The organism is Cyanobium usitatum str. Tous (assembly GCF_003011885.1).
Taxonomy (GTDB): domain Bacteria; phylum Cyanobacteriota; class Cyanobacteriia; order PCC-6307; family Cyanobiaceae; genus Cyanobium_A; species Cyanobium_A usitatum.
The window spans coordinates 222036-246799 of record NZ_PXXO01000001.1 but is presented as its reverse complement, the minus strand read 5'-3'; the positions used below and the strand labels follow the sequence as shown (position 1 = coordinate 246799).

24 protein-coding genes are annotated in these 24764 nt (G+C 64.6%); 18 read left to right on the top strand and 6 right to left on the bottom strand.

All coding sequences use genetic code 11. The annotated features are described in order from the left end of the window. The first annotated feature begins 34 nt into the window (after positions 1 to 34). Positions 35 to 1108 (top strand): class II fructose-bisphosphate aldolase, encoded by a 1074-nt coding sequence (fba, locus tag C7K55_RS01270; protein WP_106501579.1) that lies wholly within the window; start codon positions 35 to 37, stop codon positions 1106 to 1108. A 46-nt stretch (positions 1109 to 1154) separates the two neighbouring features. Here fba and C7K55_RS01265 read toward each other — a convergent pair whose 3' ends face one another. Next, a complete protein-coding gene (locus C7K55_RS01265) occupies positions 1155 to 4025 on the bottom strand; it encodes a UPF0182 family protein (RefSeq protein WP_241518079.1) in 2871 nt (956 codons plus the stop codon). A gap of 133 nt (positions 4026 to 4158) precedes the next feature. On the opposite strand from C7K55_RS01265, the gene thrC reads away from it, so the two are divergent. The 3 genes from thrC (at position 4159) to C7K55_RS01250 (ending at position 6785) form a co-directional block, all read left to right on the top strand. Then, positions 4159 to 5424: a threonine synthase gene (gene thrC / locus C7K55_RS01260; protein ID WP_106501578.1), complete on the top strand. Its 1266-nt coding sequence runs from the start codon at positions 4159 to 4161 to the stop codon at positions 5422 to 5424. 54 nt (positions 5425 to 5478) lie between these two features. Then, positions 5479 to 5754, top strand: coding sequence for a MoaD/ThiS family protein (locus tag C7K55_RS01255; protein WP_106501577.1), 276 nt, complete (start codon positions 5479 to 5481; stop codon positions 5752 to 5754). A gap of 62 nt (positions 5755 to 5816) precedes the next feature. Further along, entirely contained in the window at positions 5817 to 6785 is a 969-nt protein-coding gene (locus tag C7K55_RS01250) for a cupin (RefSeq protein ID WP_106501576.1), read from the top strand. On the opposite strand, the gene ftsH is transcribed toward C7K55_RS01250, so the two are convergent. Then, complete coding sequence (gene ftsH, locus C7K55_RS01245) at positions 6723 to 8555, bottom strand: ATP-dependent zinc metalloprotease FtsH (RefSeq protein ID WP_106501575.1); 1833 nt, start codon at positions 8553 to 8555, stop codon at positions 6723 to 6725. The two genes, C7K55_RS01250 and ftsH, sit on opposite strands and share 63 nt — an antisense overlap. A 118-nt stretch (positions 8556 to 8673) precedes the next feature. Between ftsH and C7K55_RS01240 the strand changes: the two genes are divergently transcribed. After that, complete coding sequence (locus C7K55_RS01240; protein WP_106501574.1) at positions 8674 to 8853, top strand: 50S ribosomal protein L32; 180 nt, start codon at positions 8674 to 8676, stop codon at positions 8851 to 8853. A gap of 17 nt (positions 8854 to 8870) precedes the next feature. Here the strand turns inward: C7K55_RS01240 and C7K55_RS01235 are convergent, their stop codons facing one another. The 3 genes from C7K55_RS01235 to C7K55_RS01225 are packed head-to-tail and all read right to left on the bottom strand — an operon-like array spanning position 8871 to position 10797. Further along, positions 8871 to 9701 (bottom strand): hypothetical protein, encoded by an 831-nt coding sequence (locus C7K55_RS01235; RefSeq protein WP_106501573.1) that lies wholly within the window; start codon positions 9699 to 9701, stop codon positions 8871 to 8873. Continuing rightward, positions 9701 to 10048, bottom strand: coding sequence for a DUF565 domain-containing protein (locus tag C7K55_RS01230; protein WP_106501572.1), 348 nt, complete (start codon positions 10046 to 10048; stop codon positions 9701 to 9703). Before C7K55_RS01230 ends, C7K55_RS01235 begins: the two co-directional genes overlap by 1 nt. Beyond that, positions 10045 to 10797, bottom strand: coding sequence for an HAD-IA family hydrolase (locus tag C7K55_RS01225; RefSeq protein WP_106501571.1), 753 nt, complete (start codon positions 10795 to 10797; stop codon positions 10045 to 10047). The genes C7K55_RS01230 and C7K55_RS01225 overlap by 4 nt, the downstream gene beginning before the upstream one ends. A 97-nt stretch (positions 10798 to 10894) precedes the next feature. Here C7K55_RS01225 and recJ point away from each other — a divergent pair, with 97 nt between their 5' ends. Both recJ and C7K55_RS01215 read left to right on the top strand, forming a co-directional pair. Beyond that, positions 10895 to 12796 (top strand): single-stranded-DNA-specific exonuclease RecJ, encoded by a 1902-nt coding sequence (gene recJ / locus C7K55_RS01220; RefSeq protein ID WP_106501570.1) that lies wholly within the window; start codon positions 10895 to 10897, stop codon positions 12794 to 12796. A 1-nt stretch (position 12797) separates the two neighbouring features. Further along, a complete protein-coding gene (locus tag C7K55_RS01215; protein ID WP_106501715.1) occupies positions 12798 to 14123 on the top strand; it encodes a chloride channel protein in 1326 nt (441 codons plus the stop codon). On the opposite strand, the gene psb30 is transcribed toward C7K55_RS01215, so the two are convergent. After that, positions 14102 to 14275 carry a photosystem II reaction center protein Ycf12/Psb30 gene (psb30, locus tag C7K55_RS13960; protein WP_241518078.1) on the bottom strand — a complete coding sequence of 58 codons (174 nt, stop codon included), beginning with the start codon at positions 14273 to 14275 and terminating at the stop codon, positions 14102 to 14104. The genes C7K55_RS01215 and psb30 overlap by 22 nt on opposite strands. Before the next feature lie 85 nt (positions 14276 to 14360). On the opposite strand from psb30, the gene C7K55_RS01205 reads away from it, so the two are divergent. The 11 genes from C7K55_RS01205 (at position 14361) to fmt (ending at position 24711) form a co-directional block, all read left to right on the top strand. Beyond that, positions 14361 to 14732 carry a YkgJ family cysteine cluster protein gene (locus C7K55_RS01205; RefSeq protein WP_106501569.1) on the top strand — a complete coding sequence of 124 codons (372 nt, stop codon included), beginning with the start codon at positions 14361 to 14363 and terminating at the stop codon, positions 14730 to 14732. Continuing rightward, positions 14729 to 15079, top strand: a complete 351-nt coding sequence (locus tag C7K55_RS01200; protein ID WP_106501568.1) for a TMEM165/GDT1 family protein — start codon at positions 14729 to 14731, stop codon at positions 15077 to 15079. Before C7K55_RS01205 ends, C7K55_RS01200 begins: the two co-directional genes overlap by 4 nt. Positions 15080 to 15094: 15 nt before the next feature. Continuing rightward, complete coding sequence (locus C7K55_RS01195; protein WP_106501567.1) at positions 15095 to 15397, top strand: TMEM165/GDT1 family protein; 303 nt, start codon at positions 15095 to 15097, stop codon at positions 15395 to 15397. A gap of 135 nt (positions 15398 to 15532) precedes the next feature. Then, positions 15533 to 17881, top strand: a complete 2349-nt coding sequence (locus tag C7K55_RS01190) for an RNB domain-containing ribonuclease (RefSeq protein WP_106501566.1) — start codon at positions 15533 to 15535, stop codon at positions 17879 to 17881. A 3-nt stretch (positions 17882 to 17884) separates the two neighbouring features. Continuing rightward, positions 17885 to 18568, top strand: a complete 684-nt coding sequence (locus C7K55_RS01185; RefSeq protein ID WP_106501565.1) for a flavin prenyltransferase UbiX — start codon at positions 17885 to 17887, stop codon at positions 18566 to 18568. A gap of 27 nt (positions 18569 to 18595) precedes the next feature. Then, on the top strand, positions 18596 to 19084 hold the full coding sequence (locus tag C7K55_RS01180) for a hypothetical protein (RefSeq protein WP_106501564.1): 489 nt from the start codon (positions 18596 to 18598) through the stop codon (positions 19082 to 19084). A gap of 74 nt (positions 19085 to 19158) precedes the next feature. Then, a complete protein-coding gene (locus C7K55_RS01175) occupies positions 19159 to 19575 on the top strand; it encodes a DUF2996 domain-containing protein (RefSeq protein ID WP_106501563.1) in 417 nt (138 codons plus the stop codon). Between the two features lie 48 nt (positions 19576 to 19623). Further along, positions 19624 to 20730: a magnesium-protoporphyrin IX monomethyl ester (oxidative) cyclase gene (gene acsF, locus C7K55_RS01170; protein WP_106501562.1), complete on the top strand. Its 1107-nt coding sequence runs from the start codon at positions 19624 to 19626 to the stop codon at positions 20728 to 20730. 171 nt (positions 20731 to 20901) lie between these two features. Continuing rightward, entirely contained in the window at positions 20902 to 22281 is a 1380-nt protein-coding gene (locus C7K55_RS01165; protein WP_106501714.1) for a TldD/PmbA family protein, read from the top strand. Between the two features lie 2 nt (positions 22282 to 22283). After that, entirely contained in the window at positions 22284 to 23660 is a 1377-nt protein-coding gene (locus C7K55_RS01160) for a TldD/PmbA family protein (RefSeq protein WP_106501561.1), read from the top strand. Between the two features lie 10 nt (positions 23661 to 23670). Then, positions 23671 to 24711: a methionyl-tRNA formyltransferase gene (fmt, locus tag C7K55_RS01155; protein WP_106501560.1), complete on the top strand. Its 1041-nt coding sequence runs from the start codon at positions 23671 to 23673 to the stop codon at positions 24709 to 24711. Positions 24712 to 24764: the final 53 nt, after the last annotated feature.

Genomic DNA, 24764 nt, shown 5'->3' with positions numbered 1-24764 from the left:
GCCAGTTCAACTCCCGACCCCGAGAGGTTTTCCCATGGCGCTCGTTCCGCTTCGGCTGCTGCTCGACCATGCCGCTGAGAACGGCTATGGCATCCCTGCCTTCAACGTAAACAACCTGGAGCAGGTGCAGTCGATCATGGAGGCGGCCAGCGAGACCGACTCTCCGGTGATTCTGCAGGCCTCCCGCGGTGCCCGCCAGTACGCCGGTGAAAATTTCCTGCGCCACCTGATCCTGGCCGCAGTCGAAACCTATCCCGACATCCCGGTGGTGATGCACCAGGACCACGGCAACAGCCCTGCCACCTGCTTTGGTGCTGCCGCTAACGGTTTCACCTCTGTGATGATGGATGGCTCGCTGATGGCTGACGCCAAGAGCCCCGCCAGCTATGAGTACAACGTGGCTGTCACCAAAGAGGTGGTGGACGTGGCCCACGCCATCGGCGTGAGTGTGGAAGGCGAGCTGGGTTGCCTGGGTTCCCTGGAAACCGGCATGGGTGAGGCCGAGGACGGCCATGGCTTTGAGGGCAAGCTCGACCACAGCCAGTTGCTCACCGACCCCGCCGAAGCAGCCGATTTCGTCGCCAAAACCAAAGTTGACGCCCTGGCTATCGCCATCGGCACCAGCCACGGCGCCTACAAGTTCACCCGCAAGCCCACTGGTGAAGTGCTGGCCATCAGCCGCATCGCCGAGATCCACAAAGCGATCCCCAACACCCACTTGGTGATGCACGGCTCCTCCTCGGTTCCCCAGGAGTGGCTGGACATGATCAACAAGTTTGGCGGCGCCATCCCCGAGACCTACGGCGTGCCCGTCGAAGAGATCCAGGAGGGCATCCGCAATGGCGTGCGCAAGGTGAACATCGACACCGATAACCGCCTGGCCTTTACCGCAGCTGTTCGGGAAGCGGCCTTCAAGGATCCCGCCAACTTCGATCCCCGCCACTTCAACAAGCCTGCCCGCCAGTACATGAAGCAGGTTTGCCTAGATCGTTATCAGCAGTTCTGGTGTGCAGGCAACGCCAGCAAGATCAAGCAGCGCGACATCAATTACTACGCCGGCCTCTACGCCAAGGGCGCCCTTGACCCCAAGGCAGCAGTCGCAGCCTGATCTGGCCAGCGATCGGATTCCAGGGGCCCCACACGGGGCCCCTTTTTTATTGGCGCCGGCCAGCAGTACCGGCCAGGGTCAGTGAGCGGCCAGTTACCACACCATTCTTGCTGCTCACGAGCTTGGCCAGGGCATCCTGAAGATTGCGCTCCATCACGAAGTTGGTGCCGTCCGTCACCACCACCCGCACCAGCGTGGGCAGGTTGTTGTTCTTGCTCTGCAGGTAGATGGGCTCCACATACAACAGCCCCCGACCCACCGGCAGCACGAGCAGATTGCCGTGGATCACGCTGGAGCCAGCCCGGTTCCAAAGGCCGAACTGATAGCTGATGGCGGGATCCTGCTCGATCAGTGAGGAGATCTGCTGCGGCCCCAGAAGTAGGCGCTGCTGGGGGAAGCGAACCAGCAGCTGCTGGCCGTAGTTGGGGGGGTCGTTGCGGACAGCCAACCAACCCACCATGTTGGGACGCTTCAAGGGCGAGAAGGGGAGCAGCAAAACGAATTCCGGCTTGCTTTCTCCCGGCAGCTGCACCGTCACGTGATACGGGCGCACCGGCGTATTCGAGGATCCGTAGATCTCCAGTGGCATCGACCAGACGTCATCTCCGCTGTAGAAGGTGCGCACATCGGTTACGTGGTAACGCAGCAGCCGTTCGGCCTGCACCTGAAACTGGCTTTGGGGCACCTGAATGTGGGCCAGCAGCGACTTCGGCATGGCTGAGAGCGGTCTGAACAGCTCAGGGAACGCCTTCTGCCAGGTGCGCTGGATTGGATCACTGGGATCATTCACATAGAGCCAGACCTTGCCGCTATGGGCGTCAACCACGGCCTTCACCGGATTGCGTAAATAGCGGATACCGGAGGGGTTGGCATCGCTGTAGGGGTAGCTGCGACTGTTGGTGAAGCCATCGAGCAGCCAGTACTGGTGCTGACCGGGGTCGTAGCCGGGGGTGGACGGCACCCTGGCCGTGACGAGGTAGGGCTGGCTCTCGAAGCGCAGAAACGGCGCCAGAGCTGCAAGGCGCTCACTTACCTGGCGGCGGAGCAGCAGCCGCGAATTTGGCTGCAAAGACCCCGTGAACAACAGCCGCGGCTCTGGCAGATAGGCCGCTGCCATTAGACGTTCCAGGGGACCGTAAATGGCCACGCCCCCGGCACCGCCGTAGTGGGAATAGATGTTCAGCTCCCCCTCGGAGTAGTCGAACTCACGCACCTTGGTGGGGGCAATCACATAGGGCGCCTTGGCCGAGCCGAAATACAGGCGGGGCCGTCCCACAGGCAGAGCCTGGCGCACGGTGTAGTCAGGCAGGCCCAGCTGGGGGATGCCCTGCACCCTGCCGCTCCGCCCCAGGTCCTTGACGAAATACAGCGGCAGCCCGTCGGGACCGAAGGCATTCACGGGACTGACGGTGAAGCCGTAGCCATGGGTGAAAACCAGATGGCGGTTCAACCAGGTGCGGGAGTCCTTGGGCAGGGCTCCGGTATCGAGTTCCCGGGCAGCGATAAACACCATCTGGGAGCCCTGGCGGGCCGGATCGCTGCCAAGGGGATAGCGATCGACGGCCGCGGAGGGAAAGCGGTAGTAGAGGCGTAGCTGTTGGAGTTGGCGATTGGCCTCCAGCAGGGGCTTGCTGTCCCACAAGCGGATGTTGGCCAGGGTGCCCGGCGCTTGCGCCAGATCGGCGGCGGTGAGGTTTTGGCGGGGCTGGAGGGTAAGCGTCTGAACGGATTCAAGGCCGAACGCCTGCCGCGTGGCCGCAATGGACCGCGCCAGATAGGGGGATTCAAGGACCAACTCCCGCGGCTGCACCAAGAACCTCTGCACCAGGGGAGCCACAATCCACTCGGTGATCGGCACGGCCAGGGCCGTTAACGCCAGAGGAATTAGGGCACCACGACGCAGCCACCCCTTGGGCAGCGGCACCAGCAGCCCCAGGGCCGTGAGTAGGAGCAGCCCGCTGAACAGCAGACGCAGGGGCAGGCGCACATGCAGATCCACAAATCCCGCTCCCGAGGCCACCCCGCTGCCCTGCACCATCAGATCGAAGGGCGAGAGAGCATTGCTGAAGGCCGCCATCAGCGCCAGCACCGCCAACTGGGGCTGCAGCACTCGCTGCTGCAGGGAGCTGAGTCCTGGAAAGCGGAGCTCCGAGAGGCTCGTGCCCTCTGTGCAGGTCAGCCAGAGACAACCAGCCAGGCCAACAACGGCCTGGGCCATCACCACACTGATCAGCAAATGCAACGCCGGCAGCTGCAGCACGGTGAAGCGCAGATCAAATCCCGTAACTGGGTCGGCCTCGTGGAAAGGCACCGCCAGGAGAGCAGGCAGCCAGAGGCTCCAGCCCCGAGCCAGAGCGGTGGCCGAGCCGGCCAGGGCCGTGGCCAGGCTGATCCGCAAAGTGGTGAGGGGCCAAAGCAGCAACGGCACCAGCAGCCCCGCCGCCAGGGCCACCACGACCAGAGGCCTGAGATCGGCCAACACGGGAATGCCTGTGATCACCTGGCCACTGAAGGGAGCGGCAATGAGATCCCTGGCCTGCACCATCAGATAGGTGAGTCCTGCCGCCAGCAGCAAAAGCAAGACTCCAAGAACGAGCAGCAGCCGCCTCTGCCCGAGCACGACTAGGGGGGATTGGGGCAGATCTTTGCTGGCAGCCTGCTGACGCAGACGCCAGCAGCGATTCAGCTGTTGCAGCTGAAGAGGAACACCCAGGCCCATCACAACGGCGAAGCCCAGCAGCTGGAGCAGCCAGCGGCGCATCACCACCATCTCAGCCCCGAACTGGGCAAACCAGAGCCTCTCAATGCCGAGCCTGGCAATCAAGAGCAGCAAGCCGAACAGCAGGGCTAGTGCGGCCAGCCAGCGCAGAGCGCCGAAGAGGCTTTCAGCGGAGAAGCGCGGGGAGGGTGCTGTCACCATTGGAGGCTAAGAAGTGAACCCCCCAGGTCAAGGGGCCCAGAAGGAAGAGGCAATACCCGAGCTCCAAGATCGGATATTAAGAAGTCCCGGTTCCACCGCTGCTAACTTCTTATCAACACTGGGCGTGACTGTGACTGCCACCCTCTCCCGCTCCACCTTCACCGGATTGCGCTGCAAGGAATGCGGCCATCCCTACGAAGCGAGCGCTCGCCACGTCTGCGAAGACGTCTGCTTCGGACCGCTCGAAGTTGTCTACGACTACGAGGCGATCAAAAATCGGGTGAGCCGGGCCACGATCGAGGCGGGGCCCGCTTCTATCTGGCGCTACCGCGAATTCCTGCCGATTGAAGGCGATCCCATTGATGTAGGCACGGGCTTTACGCCACTGCTCAAAGCCGGCAACCTGGCCAAGAGACTCGGCCTCAAGAGCCTCTACATCAAGAACGACGGCGTCAACATGCCGACGCTCTCGTTTAAGGATCGGGTGGTGAGTGTGGCCCTCACCCGCGCCCGGGAGCTGGGCTTCACCACGGTGAGTTGCGCCTCCACTGGCAACCTGGCCAACTCCACCGCCGCAATCGCCGCCCACGCCGGCCTCGACTGCTGTGTGTTCATCCCCAGCGATCTGGAATTGGGCAAGGTGCTGGGCACCTTGATCTACAACCCCACCTTGATGGCGGTGCATGGCAACTACGACCAGGTGAATCGCCTCTGCTCCGAGGTGGCAAACACCTTCGGCTGGGGCTTCGTCAACATCAACCTGCGCCCCTATTACTCCGAGGGCTCAAAAACCCTGGGCTACGAGGTGATCGAGCAGCTGGGCTGGCAATTGCCAGACCACATCGTGGCGCCCCTGGCCTCCGGCTCCCTGTTCACCAAGATTCGCAAGGGTTTTGACGAGTTCATCAAGGTGGGGCTGGTACAGGAGAAGCACGTGCGCTTCAGCGGCGCCCAGGCCGAGGGCTGCTCCCCGATCGCCCAGGCTTTCGAAGCAGGCCGGGACTTCATCACTCCGGTGAAGCCCAACACGATCGCCAAGTCGATTGCCATTGGCAACCCGGCGGACGGCCCCTACGCCATCGACATCGCCAAGAAGACCAACGGCAGCATCGCCGCCGTCAGCGACCACGAGATCATCGAGGGCATCAAGCTGCTGGCTGAAACCGAGGGCGTTTTCACCGAAACGGCAGGCGGTACCACCATCGCAGTGCTGAAGAAGCTGGTGGAGCAGGGCAAGATCAATCCTGACGAAACCACCGTGGCTTACATCACCGGCAACGGTCTCAAGACGACTGAGGCGATCGCCTCCTCCATCGGCGAGCCCTACCTGATTGAGGCCCAGCTCGACAGCTTCAAAGCGGCCTGGGCAAAAGCGCAAGCCTCCCACCAGGGCTGATCACCACTAGCACTGATCACCCCAACCATTCCCCACGCCCCTCCAATCCCCGCCATGGCAGTTCAGGTTCTGATCCCCACCCCCCTGCAGAAGTTCACCAACGACGAGGCCAGCGTGGATCTCGATGCCTCCAGCGTGGATGGCCTGATCGATGCCCTCGAGGGCCGCTATCCGGGGATCAAGGGTCGGCTGTGCGATGAGGCCGGCAAATTGCGCCGCTTCCTCAACGTCTACGTAAACAGTGAGGACATCCGCTTCCTCGACAACCAGGCCACCAGCCTCAGCGACGGCGATGAGGTTTCGATTGTTCCCGCCGTGGCCGGCGGCTGACCGAAGCCTCTGGGCTCGAGCCAACTCCTAATAGTGTTCAGATCCCGCGAGGAGCCAGAGCAATGACCCAGGCCCCGATCCACTCGATCCCCACTACCGGCTCTGCCCAGTGGCAAGCCAAGGCAGAGCTGTTCGACTACCGCCAGGCTGCCAATCCGGTGCGAGCAGGGCTAACCGAACCTATCCCCCTGCGCCAATGGGACCCAGCCCTGCACCAGTCAGGGCCCACGGCGGTTGTGCCTCTCGATCTCAGCAACGAGCTCGGCTGTAGCGCCCCGGCCACCAGCCCTGGCCTATCGGCCAACTTTTTGCGCATCGAACCTGGTGAAGGCCTCAAGGCAGCGGCGAACGCCACCAGCTTGCTGTTTTATGTGCTGCACGGATCGGGCAGCCTCAAGCGTGCTGGCACGCCGCAGCTTGACTGGAGCGCTGGAGATCTTTTTGTATTGCCGGCTGGCGAGCCCCCCCTGCTAACTGCAAAGGCCACCAGCGTTCTTTACTGGGTGCACGACGGCCCCCTGCTCAGCCACCTCGGCGTCGAGGCCAGCACCGCCCGGTTTGAGCCAACCCACTACCCCGCCGCCCTGCTGCAGCGCGAACTAGATCAGCTACTCGCCGATCCCAGCTCTGCTCGCAGCAACCGGCTGAGCCTGCTGCTGGCTAACAGCGATCTGCCCCAAAGTCGCACCGTGACCCACACCCTTTGGGCCATGCTCGGAGTTGTGCCTGCTGGCGCCATCCAGCCACCGCACCGGCACCAGTCGGTTGCCCTTGATCTAATCATCGATTGCGACCCGGGCTGCTACACCCTGGTGGGCACGGAGCTCGATGCCAGCGGCGCCATCGCCAACCCCAGCCGCATCGACTGGCAGTCCGGTGGGGCCTTCATCACACCGCCGGGCTACTGGCACGCCCATGTCAACAGCAGCGAGCGGATGTCCCGGTTGCTGCCGATTCAGGATTCGGGCCTACACACCTACTTGCGCAGCCTCGACATCCGCTTTTCCGGTGGCCTGCAGGGCAACGGCTGAGCCAGTCGGCTGAGGATGGGCCGCCTCATGGCTTGTCACCACCGATCTGAAAGCCTCACCTTCGATTGTTTCATCTCGGATCAGCATTTCGACCAGCTCATCCATTAGGGCGCGGCGTGGCTGCAGCAAGGCCACGGCCTGGTCGAGGGCTGAGCTAGCCAGTTCGCGCACCAGGCCATCGATGCGATTGCCGGTTTCTCGCGAATAGGGCGGCTCGGAACGCAACCAATCGCGGCCGAGGAAAACCTCAGCCCCATCCCCCTCCAAGGCCACCGGGCCAAGACTGGAGAAGCCGTAGCGAGTCACCATCTCCCTGCAGATGCGGGTGACCATATCCAGATCACCACTGGCACCTTGGGTCACCTCAGCGGGACCAAAAACAACCAGCTCAGCTGCGCGGCCACCCAAAGCAACCACAAGCCTGGCTTGCAGGTAGGCCTTGCTAATCAACCCGGAGTCGAGGATCTCCTCGTCCGGCATCATTCGGGCAAAGCCGCCAACTCCGCCTGAGCGCGGCAGAAGGGTCACCTTGTCGAGGGGATCGGCCTTCGGCACCAAGGTGGTGAGTAGGGCATGGCCCACCTCGTGATAGCCAATCAACCGCTTTTTGGCACTGTCCTGCAGCGGTGCCGCCGTCAGGCCCATGGTGATGCGTTCGAGGGCACCGGCTAGGGCGCCGTCGTCGATCTCGCTCTGGTGATGGCGTGCCGTGAGGATGGCTGCCTCGTTGAGCAGGTTGGCCAGATCGGCCCCAGAAAAACCCGGGGTGCGGCTGGCCCAGGCCGAAAGCGACACCGCCCCAGCCAGGGGGCGGCTACGGGCATGGACCGCAAGGATCGCCTCACGGCCGCGGCGATCTGGCAAGTCAATGGTGATGCGGCGGTCAAAACGACCGGGCCGCATCAAGGCGCTATCGAGCACATCAGGTCGGTTTGTGGCCGCCAGCAGAATTACGCCGGAGTTATCCGCGAAACCATCCATCTCGGTGAGCAGCTGGTTGAGGGTCTGCTCCCGCTCATCGTTGCCGCCACCGATACCAGCACCTCGCTGGCGACCGACCGCATCTACCTCGTCGATGAAAATGATGCAGGGCGCTTTGGCTTTGGCCTTGCGAAATAGGTCTCGCACCCGACTGGCACCAACCCCCACGAACATCTCAACGAATTCGGAGGCGGCCATCGAGAAAAACGGCACGCCAGCCTCGCCGGCAATGGCTCGGGCCAAAAGGGTTTTGCCAGTGCCTGGAGGCCCCACCAGCAGCACTCCCTTGGGGATCTTGGCGCCCACGGCGGTGAAGCGTTCCGGCTCCTTCAAGAAGGTGACCACCTCCTGCAGCTCCTCCTTGGCCTCACCAATACCGGCCACATCCTCAAATCGCACCGCCACGCCGCCCTCCTCCTGCAACCGGGGCTTACTGCTGCCGAAGCCCATGGCCCGATTGGCCACCTGGGCCGAGCGACGGATCAGGAGGGCAAGTCCAGCCAACAGCAACAGCACCAGCAAGCCGTTAGCCACCAGACCAGCCGTGGCGCCATCAGCCCGGTCATCGCGCACGTTGAGGGGCACCTTCGCCTGCTCGGCGGTGCGCAAAAGCAGCTGATCGTTACTGAATACCGGCACCGTGGCCTGGCGTCCGTCGTCGAAGCGCACCCGCACTTCCCGCTGCCGCAAGGACAACTCCAGATCCTTGACCTTGCCCGCCCGCAGATCCTTCAGCAACTGGCTGTAGGAGGGTGCAGGGTCGCGAGTCGATAGTCCGTTCAACCGCATGGATTGCCCAATTGGAGGAATGCTGTCGCTCACTAGGTTCTGTCTTTGCACTGAGCTTAGCGATTTGACGAAAGGCCAGGCGACAACGGAAGATCTTGGTTTGATGTAGTAGGCCGGAATGGCTGTTCCTAAGAAGAAAACTTCCCAGGGCAAGCGCAACCAGCGCCATGCAACTTGGAAGGGCAAGGCCGCGGTGGCAGCTCAGAAAGCTCTCTCCATCGGCAAAGCAGTGCTGAGCGGCAAGGCCCAAGGCTTTATTTATCCGGTGGATGAGGAAGGCGACGACGGCGAAAGCTGATCGTTCCGAATACTCAATCAGGTCTCTGAGCTAACGCAGCTGCCGCCAATCCAGCTGCCATCAATCCAGCGGCGCCGGCTGTCCAGCACTGCGTAACCACTGGCTAGCTCAAGCAGGGGATTCTGATAAAGGGATGGGGGCAGGGAACAAAGGCTGGCGCGCACCACGCGATCCAGCTCACTCGCTGGCAACCAGGCTTCGCCTCGGCGGCGCTGTTTTGCCTCCGCCTGCAGGCGCCAACGGCGCGGTGACTGCCAGCTTTGGGGACGCAGCAGCCACAATTTGGCGCAGCGCTGCCAAAGCGGCTGATAAGCCTCAAGCGCTAGGTCCCAGTGGGGCAGCCAGGCCAGCTCCTCTTGGTTGAGCCCGGCCGGGGGCTGAATAGTGGCAAGGGATTCCCTCCCCAGCGAGCGGCAACCGAGCAGCCAGCCCTCCAGCAGCAACACCTCCGCTTCCACCAGCTCCTCAGCAGAGCGGTCACCCAGGCCACCCCGCAGGGTCTTGTCAAAGCGAGGCAGGCGCAGGGCGCCGCCGGCCTGCCAGGCGTCGAGACAATCCAGCGCCAGGGCCACGTCATGACAGCCCGGCGGCACCCGGGATACGCCAAAAGGGTTGCCTTCAAGCGCTCGTTGCCGCTGCTCCCAGGGCAGGTAAAAGTCGTCGATTGAGGCCACTGCCAGCCCCAGCCCTAGGCCGGCGGCCCGTTGCTGCAGCACTCGAGCCATGGTGGACTTACCAGCGCCCACCGGCCCATTCAGGGCCAGCACCGCGCGCTGGCCCCTGCGGCCCAGCAGCTGCAACTGGGCCAGCAGGGGTTGCACAAACCTGCGCTCTAGCTGGGAATCCATCAGGTGCCGAGCTTGAAGGCCTCAATAACCACTGCGTACACCATGCCAATGCGCAGGTTGTCGACCAGCACCCAGCCGAGTCCGGGCGTGGCTCGAACCAAACGGCCGCGCACGCGCACGACCAGCTCCAACAGCAGCACCATGGTGAGCACCGCCATCGGGCGCCCACCGGGGATCTCCAGCAGCACGTATGCCGTGAGGTTGCTGCCGGCGTAGAAGCCCAGCAGCAGGGCCAAAACCACGCTGCTGCGCAGGCGCCAATTGCCTCGCAGATTGCCCAGCAGCTGGGCTCCTAGCCGCTCGATAGCCCGATTGAAGCGGGTGGGCTGCAGGTTCGAACGCGTCACGTGGGCGAATCCTCCAGCAAAGCCTGGGCATAGGAGAGCGTGATCTGCCCGCCCTGACAAGCGGGCCCCCGCAGCACGGCCGCCCCGGCGCCCAAGTGATCCACCACCGCCCGCGCCCGCGCAAAGCGCTGCGGCGGTTCCGCACTGCCGTAGTGACTAAGGGTGAGCAGACAGGCCAGTCCGGCGCTGGCGGCGGCCGCAAGACCATTGCCGGAATCTTCCAAGGCCAGCACCGTGCTGGCGGGGTAGCCCAGCTGCTGCAGGGCCAGCCGGTAGGCCTCCGGATCGGGCTTCTTGCGGGCCACATCTTCGCCGCACACCCAGAAGGCGAAGTGCTGGCAGAGCCCCCCCAGCAGGTGCTCCGCCAGGGCCGCCACCGCGGCGCGACCGCTGGTGGTCACGATCACCTGGCTCAGGCCAGCCGAGCCAGCAGCAGCGATCAGCTCGGCCACCCCGGGGCGCAGCCGCAGCTCGCCGGCGGCCACCAGAGCTCCGTAATGGTCTTGCTTGCGGGCCTGCAGCTCAGCGACCATCTCTGGCGGTGGCGGCTCGCCCAGCAGCTCCGTGAGAGCAAAAGTGATACGCTCCCCGCCACCGCTGATGGCCAGCAGCTCGCCATAGCGGGCGGCATCCCAATGCAGGGGCACACCAACGTCGGCAAAGGCGCGGTTAAAGGCCAAGCGATGGCCATCCCGCTCGGTCTCCGCCAGGGTGCCGTCGACATCCCAGAGCAGGGCTTGCAGGGCCATCAGCTGCTCGCACCAGGGCTTATCAGGCTAGGGCTCATCCCTTCTGGGGGATGCGGCCTAGCAGCAGGTCCCGCACAATGACTTGGTACCGGTTGTTATGTCGTTGCTGCCAGCCCTCCAAGAGCAACGCTGGCACCTGCCCGCTCCATTGGCGCCTGGCGCCCTGCAGGCAGCGCCGGCCAGCGATCCCCTGCCCGAACCACTGCTAGCGCTGCTCAGCCGCCGGGGCTTCACTAGCCCGGAGGCCATCGCCGCCCTGCTGGATCCGGAGGCGGCACCGGCTGCCGGGCGTCACTTCCCCGACCTGGCCAAGGCCGTCGCGCGGCTGAAGCGCGCCTGCAGCCAGGGGGAAGCGGTGGCGATCTGCGGCGACTACGACGCCGACGGAATGACCAGCACGGCCTTGCTGGTGGGAGTGCTGCAGCGCCTTGGCGCCAGGCCGATCGCGGCGATCCCCAGCCGCATGGATGACGGCTACGGCCTCAACGCCGCCATGGTGGAGAAGCTGGCGGAGCAGGGGGTCGCCCTGCTGGTGACCGTCGACAACGGGGTGTCTGCCCTTGAGGCCCTGGAGCGGGCCAAAGCCCTTGGCGTCGAAGCGATCCTCACGGACCACCACACGATTCCCGATCCGCTGCCGCCGCACCTGGCCCTGCTCCATCCCCAGCGCACCCCGCCCGGATCCCCCTATCGGGGCCTGGCTGGGGTTGGACTGGCCTATGTGCTGGCGGCGGCGCTCTGCCAAAGCCTGCGGCACACCGACGGCCAGCAGATTGCTCTCAATCTGTTTTGTATCGGCACGATCGCCGACATGGCTCCGCTGGTGGGGGTAAACCGGCGCTGGCTGATCGATGGCCTGCCCGAGCTGGGCCGCAGCCCCCTGGTGGGGCTCCAGGCCCTGCAACAGCTAGCTGGCCTCGACGAAACGCCCCTCGATGCCCAGGCGGTGGGCTTCCAGATCGCGCCGCGGATCAACGCCGTCGGCCGGCTTGGTGATCCCCAGCTGGTGGTGGAGTTGCTCACCACCGAAGATCCAAGCCGGGCGCTGGCCCTGGCCCGCGATTGCGAGGCGCTCAACCGCCAACGCCGCGACCTCTGCACCGCCATCGAAGCCGAGGCCCTGGCCCTGCTCGAGGCCGATGGTCCCCAGCGCCCGGCCTTCCTGCTGCTGGCCCAGAACCACTGGCACCACGGCGTGATCGGCATCGTGGCCGCCCGGCTGGTGGAGCGCTTCGGCCTGCCCGCCGCCCTGCTCGCTGGCGAGGGCAACGGCCGCCTGCGGGCCTCGGTGCGGGCTCCCCGGGGCTTTGCGGTGGACGGGGCCCTGCAGCAGTGCGCGTCCCTGCTGGAGCGCTTCGGCGGCCACCCCGCCGCCGGGGGCTTCACCGTGCGCGCCGAGCAGGTGGCAGCCCTGCACGAGCAACTCAACCAACTGGCCCAAACCTGGCTGCAGCAGGCAGGCCATGGCACCCCGGTAGAACCGGAAGCCCTGCTCAGCTTCGAGCAGATCAACCGCAGCTTTTACCGCCAGCTGCAACGGCTCGAGCCCTTCGGCATCGGCCACCCCCAGCCCGTGTTCTGGAGCCAGGGCTGCCAGGTTGCGACCCAGAAGCTGTTGCGCGGCGGCCACCTGCAACTGGAGCTGCGCCAGGGCGAGGCGAGCCTGCGCGCCATGGGCTGGCGCTGGCAGGGTGAAACCAACCTGCCGGCCTTGCTGGATGTGGCCTACCGCCTGCGGCTCGACTCCTGGCAGGGGGATGAGCGGCTACAGCTGGAGCTGGTGGGCTTGCGAGCCAGCGCTGGTGGAGCCGTTGATGGTGGTGAGGTGGTGTTGCAGCACCACAACCGCACCTACTGGTGTCGCCGCGAGGGGGCTGGGCTGGTGGTGCGCAATGCGGCCGGCGACGAACTCACAAGCGCCGAGGGCGCCAGCCACGACCACCCCTACGTACGAGGCCTGATGCAGGATGCTGCCCTGGCCTTGGGCCTGGTCGCCTGAGATGTCCTTACCCCTAAACCGCGGCCAGCTCCCCTTCCTGTTGCAGCTCCTGCTTTTAGGGCTGCTGGTGGGCTTGGCTTGCTGGCCCCTGAATCTGGTGGACCACGCCCAGGAGCTGCTGCTGCAGCGCTTGCCCAACTTTGCCGGCGGGGCCTGGACGCTGCAGGGCCTGGCGATAGCCCTGGCGCCGGTGCTGGTGATGCCAGCCCTGCTTTGGCTTCAGGCCGGCCCCTGGGGCCGGGGTTCGGGCTCGGGCATACCCCAAACAATCGAGAGCCTCGAGAATCCCGAGCAGGCCGCTGCTTTGATGGCACCCTTCGCCACCGTGGCGCGGCTCTGCCTCTGGACGGCGGCCAGCCTGGCCCTGATGCCCCTCGGCCGCGAGGGCCCCGTGGTGCAGTTGGGAGCGGCAGTGGCCCACGGCCTGCGGCAACGCTTCCCCCGCTTGCTGGCCAAACTCAGCACCCAGAGCCTGATGGCAATCGGCGCCGGCGCCGGCCTAGCGGGGGGCTTTAACAGCCCGCTAATGGGAGCTGTGTTTGTGGTGGAAGAACTCACCGGACGCTTCCAAACAGCCGTGCTTTGGCCGGCAGTGGTGGTCTGCTCAGCAGCAGCCCTGGTGAGCAATCTCGCTGGCACACCCCTTTTCACCCTGGGCATGGTTCAGACCACCCAGCCGGAATGGCAGCAACTGCTATGGGCCCTGCCCGTCGGGGTGGGTGGCGGCCTGCTGGGCGGCCTGTTCAGCCGCATCCTCTGGCAGAGCTCGGCCCTGCTGCGCCAGCGAGTACGGCAGCGGCCCCTGGCCTGGGGGCTGGGGCTGGGAGTGGCCCTCGGCCTGATCGCCGTGGCCAGCGGTGGCTGGAGCGGTGGCGATGGCGAAGCCCTGATGGCTCAGCTGCTTGAAGGTCGCGGCAGCTTGCCGGTGCCAGGCTTGCCCGTCAGCGTGATCGGCTGGCTGCTGGTGGTGGCAGCCCGACTGGTGGCACCGATTTTGGCCTTGGCAGCGGGAATACCCGGGGGCCTGATTGATCCAGCCTTCGCCATTGGTGCCCTGTTTGGCAGCGGCAGCCTGGAGCTGCTTGGGGGCAGCAGCGAGCTTGGCCTAGCCCTAGGTATGGCGGCAGCTCTCGCCGGGGCTACCCAGTTGCCCCTGATGACGGTGCTGTTTGCCCTGCGCATGGCAGGGGATCAGCAGTGGCTCTTCGGCATCCTGCTGAGCGCCGTGGTGGGTGCCTATGTGGGCCGCCAGATCCAGCCTGAGCCGATTTATCACGCCCTCTGGAACCTCGGCCGAAGTGGCGATCAGAGTGCGCCGCGGCGGTAGAAGAGCACGAAGATCACGGCAGGACCAGCCAGGGTGATCAGCGCCAGGGCGGCAAAATTGGCGATCAGGTGGAAGTCGATACCCATGGAGATTGCTGCCGTAGAGCAGTAGTCGCTATGGGCACAGGTTAGGGGTCGATCCCAGCTGCCCATGGCTGCCGGCAGGCTCTGTGACGGCTTGTCACAGCGGCAGTAGCGCCTTGAGCTGTGGCTGAATGGAGTTAATCGCTGCAGGGGGATGGCCAGGGACGATCGGGCCCATTGGGGATGCATCAGCGGCTGCGGAGCCTGCTGCCGGCTGGATCCCAGTCTGCGTCAGGAAGCAATCGAGGCGCTTAGCCCAGAGCAGCAGGAGCAGTATCTGGCCATGGTTGGCCCCGATGGCTGGTGCATCAACTTCAACACCGGCGCGCGTAGTTGCCGCATCTATGCGGACCGGCCTGACTTCTGCAACGTGGCCAACCTGGTGCAGCTGTTTGGCACGGTTGATGATCCAGGCGCCGGCGACCGCCTGGCTATTGGCTGCTGCCTGCAGCAGATCCGCAGTGAATACGGAGGCCGTGGCAGGGTAATGAAACGCTTTAGGCGTGCCATACGGAAGCGTTTATGAGCAGCGAACCCGATCCAAGCGCCAACCGGGCAGGCAGTTGGGGTGCCGCCTTCCTGACCACCTTCACCACGGTCTTCCTGGCAGAGCTTGGGGACAAGACCCAGCTCGCCGCCCTCCTGCTCTCTGCCCAATCAGGCAGGCCAGTTGTCGTGTTTGTTGGCGCCTCCCTGGCCCTGATTAGCTCCAGCCTGGTGGGGGTGTTACTGGGCCGCTGGCTGGCCAAGGTGATGCCGCCACAGCAGTTGGAGCGCCTGGCGGGAATCCTGATGGTGGCCCTGGGCCTGTGGCTGGGCCGGCAAGCCGTATTGGGCCTGGTTCCCAGCCCCTCCGACCTTCCCCTCTCCTAACCGCAGCGCTACGCCATGCCCTTCGCCCTGCTCGCTTCCACCTTCGCCACAGTGTTTTTGGCTGAGCTGGGAGACAAAACCCAGCTGGCCATCGTGACCATCAGTGGCACCTCAACCCGCCCTGGAGCGGTGTTTGCCGGCAGTTCCGCTGCCCTGGTACTGGCCAGCCTGCTGGGCGCAGCCGCCGGCGGCTCCCTATCCGCCGTGATCCCCACCAATGCCCTGCAGCTGGCAGCCTCGGTTGGCTTTCTGGTGATCGGCGCACGCCTGATCCAGCGATCGAGCAGCCCGGAAGCCGAAGAATCGTCAGCTGATTAATATCAGTAAATGAAGGCCTTGGCGGCCGTGGGCATCGCTCCGAGTCCAGTCCGCCATCAACCGGCTTCAGTCCAGCCACCGCCCCTGCACCCCGGGTTCCCCGGGGCGGCCCCCTGCCAACCAGCCCTCCCCTCGATGAAGTTCACGGTCGCCGACCTGCTCGACCAGCTGCCCGCCCAGGAAGCCCTGCCGCTGACAAAGCTGGAAAAAGCCCTGGGCATCAGCCAAAAAGCTGAAAAGCAGCAGCTTCAGATCGGCCTCGACGGGCTCAGCCGCCTTGGCCTGCTGGAGGTCAGTGAGGACGGAGTCGCCCGCCGCGAAGACCCTGAACTGATCGCAGCACGGCTGCGTTGCTCCAGCAAAGGCTTTTGCTTTGCCCTGCGCGAAGACGGCGGCGAAGACATCTACATCCGCGATCACCAGCTCAACCACGCCTGGAATGGCGACCGAGTGCTGGTCAAGGTGACCCGCGAAGGCGGCCGTCGCCGCTCACCCGAGGGCGGGGTGCAGTGCGTTCTTGAGCGCCACACCACCTCGCTGCTGGCCCAGGTCGAGCAGCAGGATGAGCGTCTGGTGGCCACCCCCCTAGACGACCGCCTGCTAACGGCGGTGGAGCTGCCGGCTGGCGACGCCGCCCATCTCGATGGCGAACAGGCATCGGTGGTGGAAGTGCTGGTGGACCGCTATCCGGTGGGGCAATTTGCCCCTCAGGGTCACGTGGCGCGCAGCCTGCCTGTCAACGGGGGGGAAGCAGCCGACCTAGACCTGCTGCTGACCAAGCACCGGCTCCACAGCCGCCCCCAGCCACCACGGGCAACCCTCAAAACCTTGGCCGCCAAGGAGCGCATCGACCTCACGGCCCAAGCCACCCTGCTGCTTGAACCATGGAGCGGCAAGGAGGCCCCCGCTCTGCCAGCCCTGGGCATTGAGGAGCGCGACGGCGGCTGGACCCTGTGGGTGCACACCCCGGCCATCGCAGAGCGCTTCAGCGCCGGCAGCACCCTCGACACCTGGCTTCGCAACCAGGCTGACGCTTACTGCACCGGAAACCAGTGGCTACCGCTGCTGAGTCCAGCCCTGGCCAAGGCCAGTGCCTTCAAGGTGGGCGAGGTGCAGGCAGCCCTGTCGGTGGCCCTGGAGCTGGGCGCTGACGGCAGCCTTGAGCACTACCGCTTCAGCCGCAGCCAGATCAATCCCGTGGCGGCAGTCGGTTTGGAAGCACTAAACGCCCTGGCGGAGCGCAAACCCAAGAGCCGCACCGTGCCAGCGGCACTCAAGGGGCTGAAGGAGCAGCTGGGCCTGCTGGAGCAGCTCATCGCTGTCACTGGCCTGCTGCGCCAACGGCGGCAAGCGGCTGGATCCCTCGACCTCAACCTGCCCCTGCCCGCCATCGACAGCCTGGGAGATCTGGCTGTGCCCGGCCCCGACAGCGCCCTAGCTGGCTGGCTTGTAAGCCTGGAGCCCCACCACCCCTTGGCCCTGATGCGCGAAGCGGTTCTGCTGGCCGATCAGGCCCTAGGCCAGCACCTCGCGACCTTGGCACTGCCGGCGATATATGCCACCAATGCCCTGGCGGACCCCAGCGACCTCAACGACGTTGCCCGGGCGGCCCTGGCCCTCGACATCCCGCTGGAGCTGAGCGAAGAGGGCAATGCAAGTGCGGCCGAATTGGCCGCCGCCTTCGCTGGCACCGACCGCAGCCGGGCCCTGCAGCAGCAACTGCAGGCCATCCTCAAACCGATCCAGCTCAGCACCAGCCCCGGCCCCCATGCCCTGGCCGGCCTGCTGGAAGAGGGGGCGGCCCTAGCCCCCTGGTGCTGCCCAACCCTGCACTACGCCGACCTCTGGAACCAGCAACTGCTGGTGCTGCTGCTCACCGAGGGCAAGGACCGCCCCAGTGTGCGCCACAAAACCACCGTCGATCTGGCATCGGATGCCTGCCACGGCGCCATCGACTGGCCGCTGCTGGCCCCTAGCCAGCTCACTCCCTACCTGGAAGTGCAGGAGCATGGGCTGGTGCAGCGTCTCAATGGCCGGCGCCGCTTTTTATCTGAACTACAGGCCGACCTGCTGGCCATGCTGCAGGCCCGCCAAGCCGAGCCCTTAGTGGGGCAGGTGCTTCCTGGGGTAATCAGCGGTGTGCAGAGCTACGGCTTCTTCGTGGAGGTGCCCCCTTCCCAGGTGGAAGGCCTGGTGCACGTCAGCTCCCTCAAGGACGACTGGTACGAGTACCGCTCCCGCCAAAACCGGCTGGTGGGACGCAAAAACCGTCGCACATACATGCTGGGTGACCAGGTGCAGGTGGAGATCCAGAAGGTGGATGCCCTGCGCCACCAGATCGACCTGGCCGTGGTGCTGCCCGAGGGCTACGAGAGCGAGACGGCCGACTCCTATCCCCAAAACCAGGACCAAAACCAGTACCAAAACCAGGACCATGACGAGATCGACCCCTTCGCGCCCATCGCGGTGCTGAGCGAGGTCTGAGCCATGGTTCGGCCATCCGGAACCAGCTCCGGAAAGGGGCCGGTGGTGCTGGCCGTTTCTGGCGCCTCGGCCCAGCCCCTCGCCCAGCGGGCCCTGCAATTGCTGCTGGAGGCCGGAGAAGCGGTGGAGCTGGTCACCTCGCGAGGAGCCATTGGCGTCTGGCAGGCCGAACTGGGACTGAGGGTGCCCTCAGAACCTGATGCCCAGGAAGCCTTTTGGCGAGAACGCACCGCTGTCAGCACAGGGCAGCTGCGCTGCCACCGCTGGAACGACCAGGCCGCTGGCATTGCCAGTGGCAGCTTCAAAACCCGCGGTATGGTGATCCTGCCGGCCTCCATGGGAACCGTGGGGCGCATCGCTTCTGGGGTAGCCCTGGATCTCGTGGAGCGGGCCGCCGATGTTCACCTCAAGGAGGGGCGCCCCCTTGTGATCTGCCCGAGGGAAACCCCCTGGAGCCTGGTGCACCTCCGCAACCTCACGGCCTTGGCCGAGGCTGGTGCCCGCATCGCCCCGCCGGTGCCTGCCTGGTATCACCAACCCCAATCGATCGAAGACATGGTGGATTTTCTGGTGATCCGCGTCTTTGACGTGCTCGGCTACGAGCTCGGCAACCTGCGCCGTTGGCAGGGGCCGCCGCACCAGCCAGGATCCCCTGGGGCACCAGCCGCCGGGACTACTTCCCCCTAGGCCGCCCTCCTCACCCCAGTCGATCCATTGGCCCTGCTGCAACGCCTGCTGCTGCTCCCCCTGCTGGCTCCCCTGCTGCTGGTGCTGCTGGTAGGCGCCCTAAACCCCCGACCCAATGCGGCCCTGCGCCTGCTGGTTTGGACCAGCCCGGCCCTGCCAATCGGAGCCTGGATAGCCCTGGCCGCCAGCGCGGGAGCCGGGCTGAGCGCCGCCGGAGCCGCCCTAGCCCTGCGCACTGGGCCGCTCACCCTGCGCCGTCAAGTGCGCGGCGGCGCCAGTGCCCCCGAGGAGAACTGGAGGCAGCCGCAGCAGCAAAACCAAAGCGAGCCAGCAAGGCCAGCCCCTCGAGCCGCAGCCGGGCCGCAGAGATCCCCTGGCGAACCAGCCCCAACCGTTGCCGTGCAATTTCGGGTGATTCGCAAAGGCAGCAATCCAGCTTCGGCAGGCGAACCGGTGGTGGCCCAGGCCGCTGCCGTGGGTGATGGCTGGGACATCCCCAGCAGTGACGACTGGTGAGCTAGCTGCCGGGCAACCCATCGCCTGGCAACCTGCGTAAAGTCCAAGGACGATGCCGAAAGGGGCCTGCAACGGTGAGCGAATCCGCCCAGCCAGCTGCCAAAGATCAACCCGCAAAGGCCAAACCGCCTGCAGTGGAAGACCAGCCGTTTGAGATCTTTGTGCCCCAGCTACTGATCCCGGCCCTGGCCAAAGAGATCCAGGGCTACGGAGGAGCTGCTGCCGAACTGGCCTTTGTGCAAGGAGCCATGCCCGTGGTGGGGTCGGAGTGCTGGATGATTCAAGGGGAGCTGCCGGGTCGGCGTCGCTTCTGGCTGTGCTTCACCAAACCAGATATCAGTTCAGCCAAAACGGTGGCTTTGGCAGAGGCAGGCGGCCAGCCAAGCCTGCTGGAGTCGTTTCTGATCGACGAGAAGAAGATGAGCCTGGCGCTGCTGGTATCGCGGCTGGTGCAGCGGCTCAACGGTCAGAAATGGCTCGGCCCGAACTGACTGCCACGCCCTCTACGATGCAGGAACTGCCGTAAGCCGCAAGCCTCGATGGTGCCTCCAGCCGCAACTGCCAGCGCTACCACCAGCCCCAGTCAAGCCTCTGTGGGCTCGCCCGGTGCACCAGCCGTCAAAGATCCGGCCAAAGACACGATCCTGACGCCCCGCTTCTACACCACAGATTTCGACGCCATTGCGGCGATGGATCTGCGGCCAAATGAGGTGGAGCTTGAGGCCATATGCGAGGAGTTCCGCAAGGATTACAACCGCCACCACTTCGTGCGCAACGGCGAGTTTGAGGGGGCAGCCGAGAAGCTAGATCCTGATACCCGGAGGGTTTTCGTTGAGTTTCTTGAGCAGAGCTGCACCTCTGAATTTTCTGGCTTCCTGCTCTACAAGGAGCTCAGCCGCCGCATCAAAACCAAAAATCCGCTACTTGCCGAGTGCTTTGCCCACATGGCGCGCGATGAGGCCCGCCATGCCGGCTTCCTCAATAAAGCCATGGGAGATTTTGGGCTGCAACTGGACTTGGGCTTCTTGACCGCCAGCAAGTCGTATACCTTCTTCAAGCCTAAATTCATCTTCTACGCTACCTACTTGAGCGAGAAGATTGGCTACTGGCGCTACATCGCCATCTATCGCCACCTAGAGCAAAATCCAGAAAGCAAGATCTTCCCTATTTTTAACTTCTTCGAGAATTGGTGCCAAGACGAGAACCGCCACGGCGATTTCTTTGATGCCTTGATGAAGGCTCAGCCAGACACCGTGCGCGGCTTCACCGCCAGGCTTTGGTGCCGCTTCTTCCTGCTGGCAGTGTTTGCCACCATGTATGTCCGAGATGTTTCTCGCAAAGAGTTCTACGAAGCCCTGGGCCTCGACGCTCGCGAATACGACAAGGTCGTGATTGCTAAAACCAATGAGACTTCCGCCAGAGTGTTCCCCGTGGTGCTGAATGTTGACCATCCCAAGTTCTACATCCGCCTAGAGCGTCTGGTTAGCAACAACGCCAAGCTCAGCGAGGCCGACGCAAGCGGTGCTCCTGGAGCAATAAAAGTTTTGCGCAAACTGCCTTATTGGATCGCCAATGGCGCAGAAATGGCCAAGCTTTATTTCACCCCTGCTATCCGCAGCGAGCAATTCCAGCCCTCAGTGCGCTGAATTATTCCTGATTCGCCGAGCATTTTTTGATAGGCCTGGCCTGCCTTTGCCTGGCCTGCAGTTACATCATTCCTTCGCTGAGTTCTTTTGGTTGCCTCCAAACCGGTTGTTCTCCAGTCGGCTGCAGCCCAGTCGGCAGTGGTAGCGGCAGATGCATTTGATCAAAGCTGGATGCTGCGGCTGGAGGCCTTACTGGCGAGCGGCAGGGCAGCAGGTGCCGATTTAGTTGAGATTTTCTTAGAGCGCACCGACCACCTCGGCGTCTTGGCTGAGCAGGACACCATCACCAGCGTCAGTCCTGCCTTCGGCATGGGCGCTGGTATTCGGGTGTTCCTGGGCGACCGCGATGGCTTCGTTAGCACCAACGACCTGAGTGAACGCGGCCTGATGCAGGCCCTTGAGCAAGCCCTCGGCATGCTCGGATTGAGCCACAGCAGCAGCAACTCCAGCCCCTTCGAAGGTCTGCAGGTGATGCGCGATTTCGCCGCCGCCAAGCTGGACTGGCTTGATAGCTGCCCCTCCCTGGCTGAAGCCACCTTGAAGCTGCTGGAGGGCACTTGCCGCCTCGAGCACCACGGCAGCCACCTACAGGCCAGGCGCGGCAGCTACTCCCGCGACTGGCAGTCGGTGCTGGTTGCTGCCAGTGATGGCACCTTTGCCCGCGATATCCGCCTGCACCAGTCCCTCGGTTTAAACGTGCTTGCCGCCGACGGCGACCACCGCGCCGGCCTCGGCCGCCGCTACGGCACCTCCGATCGCCCCGATGACCTGCGCCAATGGGACGCGGACGCCGCCGCCCAGGAGGTGTGTTCGAGTGTGGGCACCATGCTCTACGCCGATTACGTCGAAGCCGGTCAGATGCCAGCGGTGCTGGCCAACCGCTTCGGCGGCGTGATTTTTCATGAGGCCTGCGGCCATCTGCTGGAAACCACCCAGGTGGAGCGGGGCACCACCCCCTTTGCTGAGATGGTTGGCCAATCCATTGCCCACGAGGCCGTCACGGCCATCGACGAAGGCCTCAGCGACGGCGCCTTCGGCTCCCTTTCCATGGACGACGAAGGCATGGAGCCCCAGCGCACCGTGCTGATCGAAAACGGCGTTCTCAAGCGATTTCTCAGCGATCGAGCCGGCGAGCTGCGCACCGGCCACAGCCGCACCGGCAGCGGCCGGCGCCAGGGCCATACCTTTGCTGCCGCCAGCCGCATGCGCAACACCTTCATCGCCGCCGGCCCCCACACCCCCGAGCAGCTGATCGGATCGGTCGACAAGGGGCTTTATTGCAAATCGATGGGCGGCGGCAGCGTCGGCCCCACCGGCCAGTTCAACTTCGCCGTGGAGGAGGGCTACTTGATTGAAAACGGCCAGCTCACCAAACCGGTGAAGGGGGCCACCCTGATTGGCGAAGCCAAGGAGGTGATGCCGCGCATTTCGATGTGCGCCAACGACCTGGAACTAGCCGCGGGCTTCTGTGGCTCCGTGAGCGGCAGCATCTTCGTAACCGTCGGCCAGCCCCACATCAAGGTGGATTCGATCACCGTGGGAGGACGCTGACCATGACCCAGCCCACCATCCAGACCCTGAACGCCGAGGCCCTCAGCGGCCGGCTCCAACAACTCGCCCAAGGCGCCGGCATCCAGCAATGGGATCTTGGCGCCTCCTGCAGCACCGACACCTCCGTGCAGGTAGACCGCGGCGAAGCCAAACAGATGAAAGGTGCCCAACGCAGCGCCATCACCTTGCGGGTGTGGAACGGCGACGGCCTAGTTGGCATTACCAGCACCTCAGACCTCAGCGATTCCGGCCTGGCCAGGGCCCTGAGCGGCGCCCGCGACGCCAGCGCCTTTGGCAATGCGGAGGAAACACCGGCGTTCTCGCCCCTGGCCACCGCACCCCTGGCCCCACTAGATCAACCGCTGCATCAACCCCAGCCGATCCTCAGCCTGCTGGACACCCTCAAACAGGCCGAACGGCAACTGCTTGATCGCCACATAGCCATCGGCACAGTTCCATACAACGGCCTGGCCCAGCGCAGCAGCGAGCGCCTTTATCTCAATAGCGAAGGGGCCTGCCGCCACCAGACCCTAACCACCGCCAGCCTCTACCTCTACGCCAGGGCAGAGGAAGCCGGTCGCAAACCACGCAGTTCCGGTGCCGTGCGCTTGGCCTACGGCGCCACCGAACTCGACATCGCCGGCTGCATCGAAGAGGCCGCCGAGCGCACGATCGCCCACCTTGACTACGCACCGATCGAAACCGGCTACTACACCTGTGTTTTCAGCCCGGAAGCCTTCCTCGACCTGATCGGGGCCTTCAGCAGCCTCTTCAATGCCCGGGCCGTGCTCGATGGGGTGAGCCTCAGCCACCGCGACTCACTTGGCGACTGCGTGGCCGTGACCTTTTTGAGCATCCGCGATAACGGCCTGCACCCCGGCAATGTGGGCGCCTCTGCCTTCGATGGCGAGGGCACCCCCACCGCGCCCCTAGACCTAGTGGCTGGCGGCATGCTGAAAAACTTCCTGCACTCGGAGGCCACGGCCCGAGCATTTGGGGTGGCGCCCACCGGCCATGCCGGCATGGGAGCAAAGGTGTCGGTGGGGGCCGATTGGTTCGAGATTGGGGCTACCCCTGGCAGTGGCGGCGGCCAGCAGGGTCTAGATCGCTTAAACCATTCCGGCCCCGTTGTGGTGATCGACTCCCTATCGGCCCTGCATGCTGGAGTTAAAGCCAGCCAGGGCTCTTTCTCCTTGCCTTTTGACGGCTGGTTAGTTGAGGGTGGGGTCAGCCGCTCGATCGAAGCCGCCACCGTCGCCGGCGACATCCGCACCGTGATGAAGGCGGTCGTCGGCTTTGAAGGCCTGGCCAAGATCACCCCAGATGGTCTCTGCCCTTATGTCTGGGTGGAAGGGCTCTCGATCACTGGCGAGGCCTGATCATCTGTCCTTGAAGATCCTGTTTTGGGGCACCCCCGCCTACGCGGTGCCCAGCCTTGATGCGCTGGTGGAAGCAGGGCACGAGCTGGTGGGGGTGGTTACCCAGCCAGATCGGCGGCGGGGGCGGGGCAAGGACTTACTGCCAAGTCCTGTCAAGGCACGCGCCCTGGAGCTAGGCCTGCCGATATTCACGCCGGAGCGGATCCGCCGCGAGCCCGAGCTCCAGGCCAGGCTTGGCGCCCTCCGCGCCGATGTGTCCGTTGTGGTGGCATTTGGCCAGATCCTGCCGCCAGAGGTGCTGGCCCAGCCCCCCCTGGGCTGCTGGAACGCCCACGGCTCCCTACTGCCCCGCTGGCGTGGCGCCGGACCGATCCAGTGGTGCCTACTGCAGGGCGACAGCAGCACCGGCGTCGGGATTATGGCCATGGAGGAGGGCCTCGATACCGGGCCGGTGCTGCTGGAGCGCTCTATCTCCATTGGCCTGCTGGAGAACGCCCAGCAGCTGGGGCAGCGGCTCGCCCAGCTCAGCGCCGAGCTGCTGGTGGAGGCGCTGCCGCGCATCGAAACCGCCGGAACGGGACCAGAAGCCGAACGGCTAGCCCGGCTCGGGGCTCGTGTCCAGGGAGAAATGGGCCTCAGCTACGCCCGGATGCTCACCAAAGACGACTTGTTAGTCGACTGGAACCAGTCGGCTCTGGAAATTCATCGTCGGGTGATGGGCCTGTACCCCGGCGCCGTCACCCAGTGGCAGGGCAAGCGGCTGAAACTTCTAGCCACCGAACCTCTGGTCGCCAGGCTCGCTTCTCAAGTGAGCCCAGAAGCCCGCTACTTATTAGCGGAGCCAGGAGTGTTGTCGAAGGGATCGTTGTCGGCAGCAGCGGCACCCGGAACCTTGCTGGCGCTTGCTGCCGACGCGGGCCTGGTGGTTGGCACTGCTGGCTGCCCATTGCTGGTAAGAGCAGCCCAACTGGAGGGCAAGTCACCTGCCCAAGGCCAGAGCTTGCTGCAACAACTGGGCTGCAGCGCAGGTGATCAGCTTGGGGTCGCTTAGACATAACTTAAGTTCTGTGTTGTTAGGGCTCCCTCACTTTTCGGCGCCAGTAA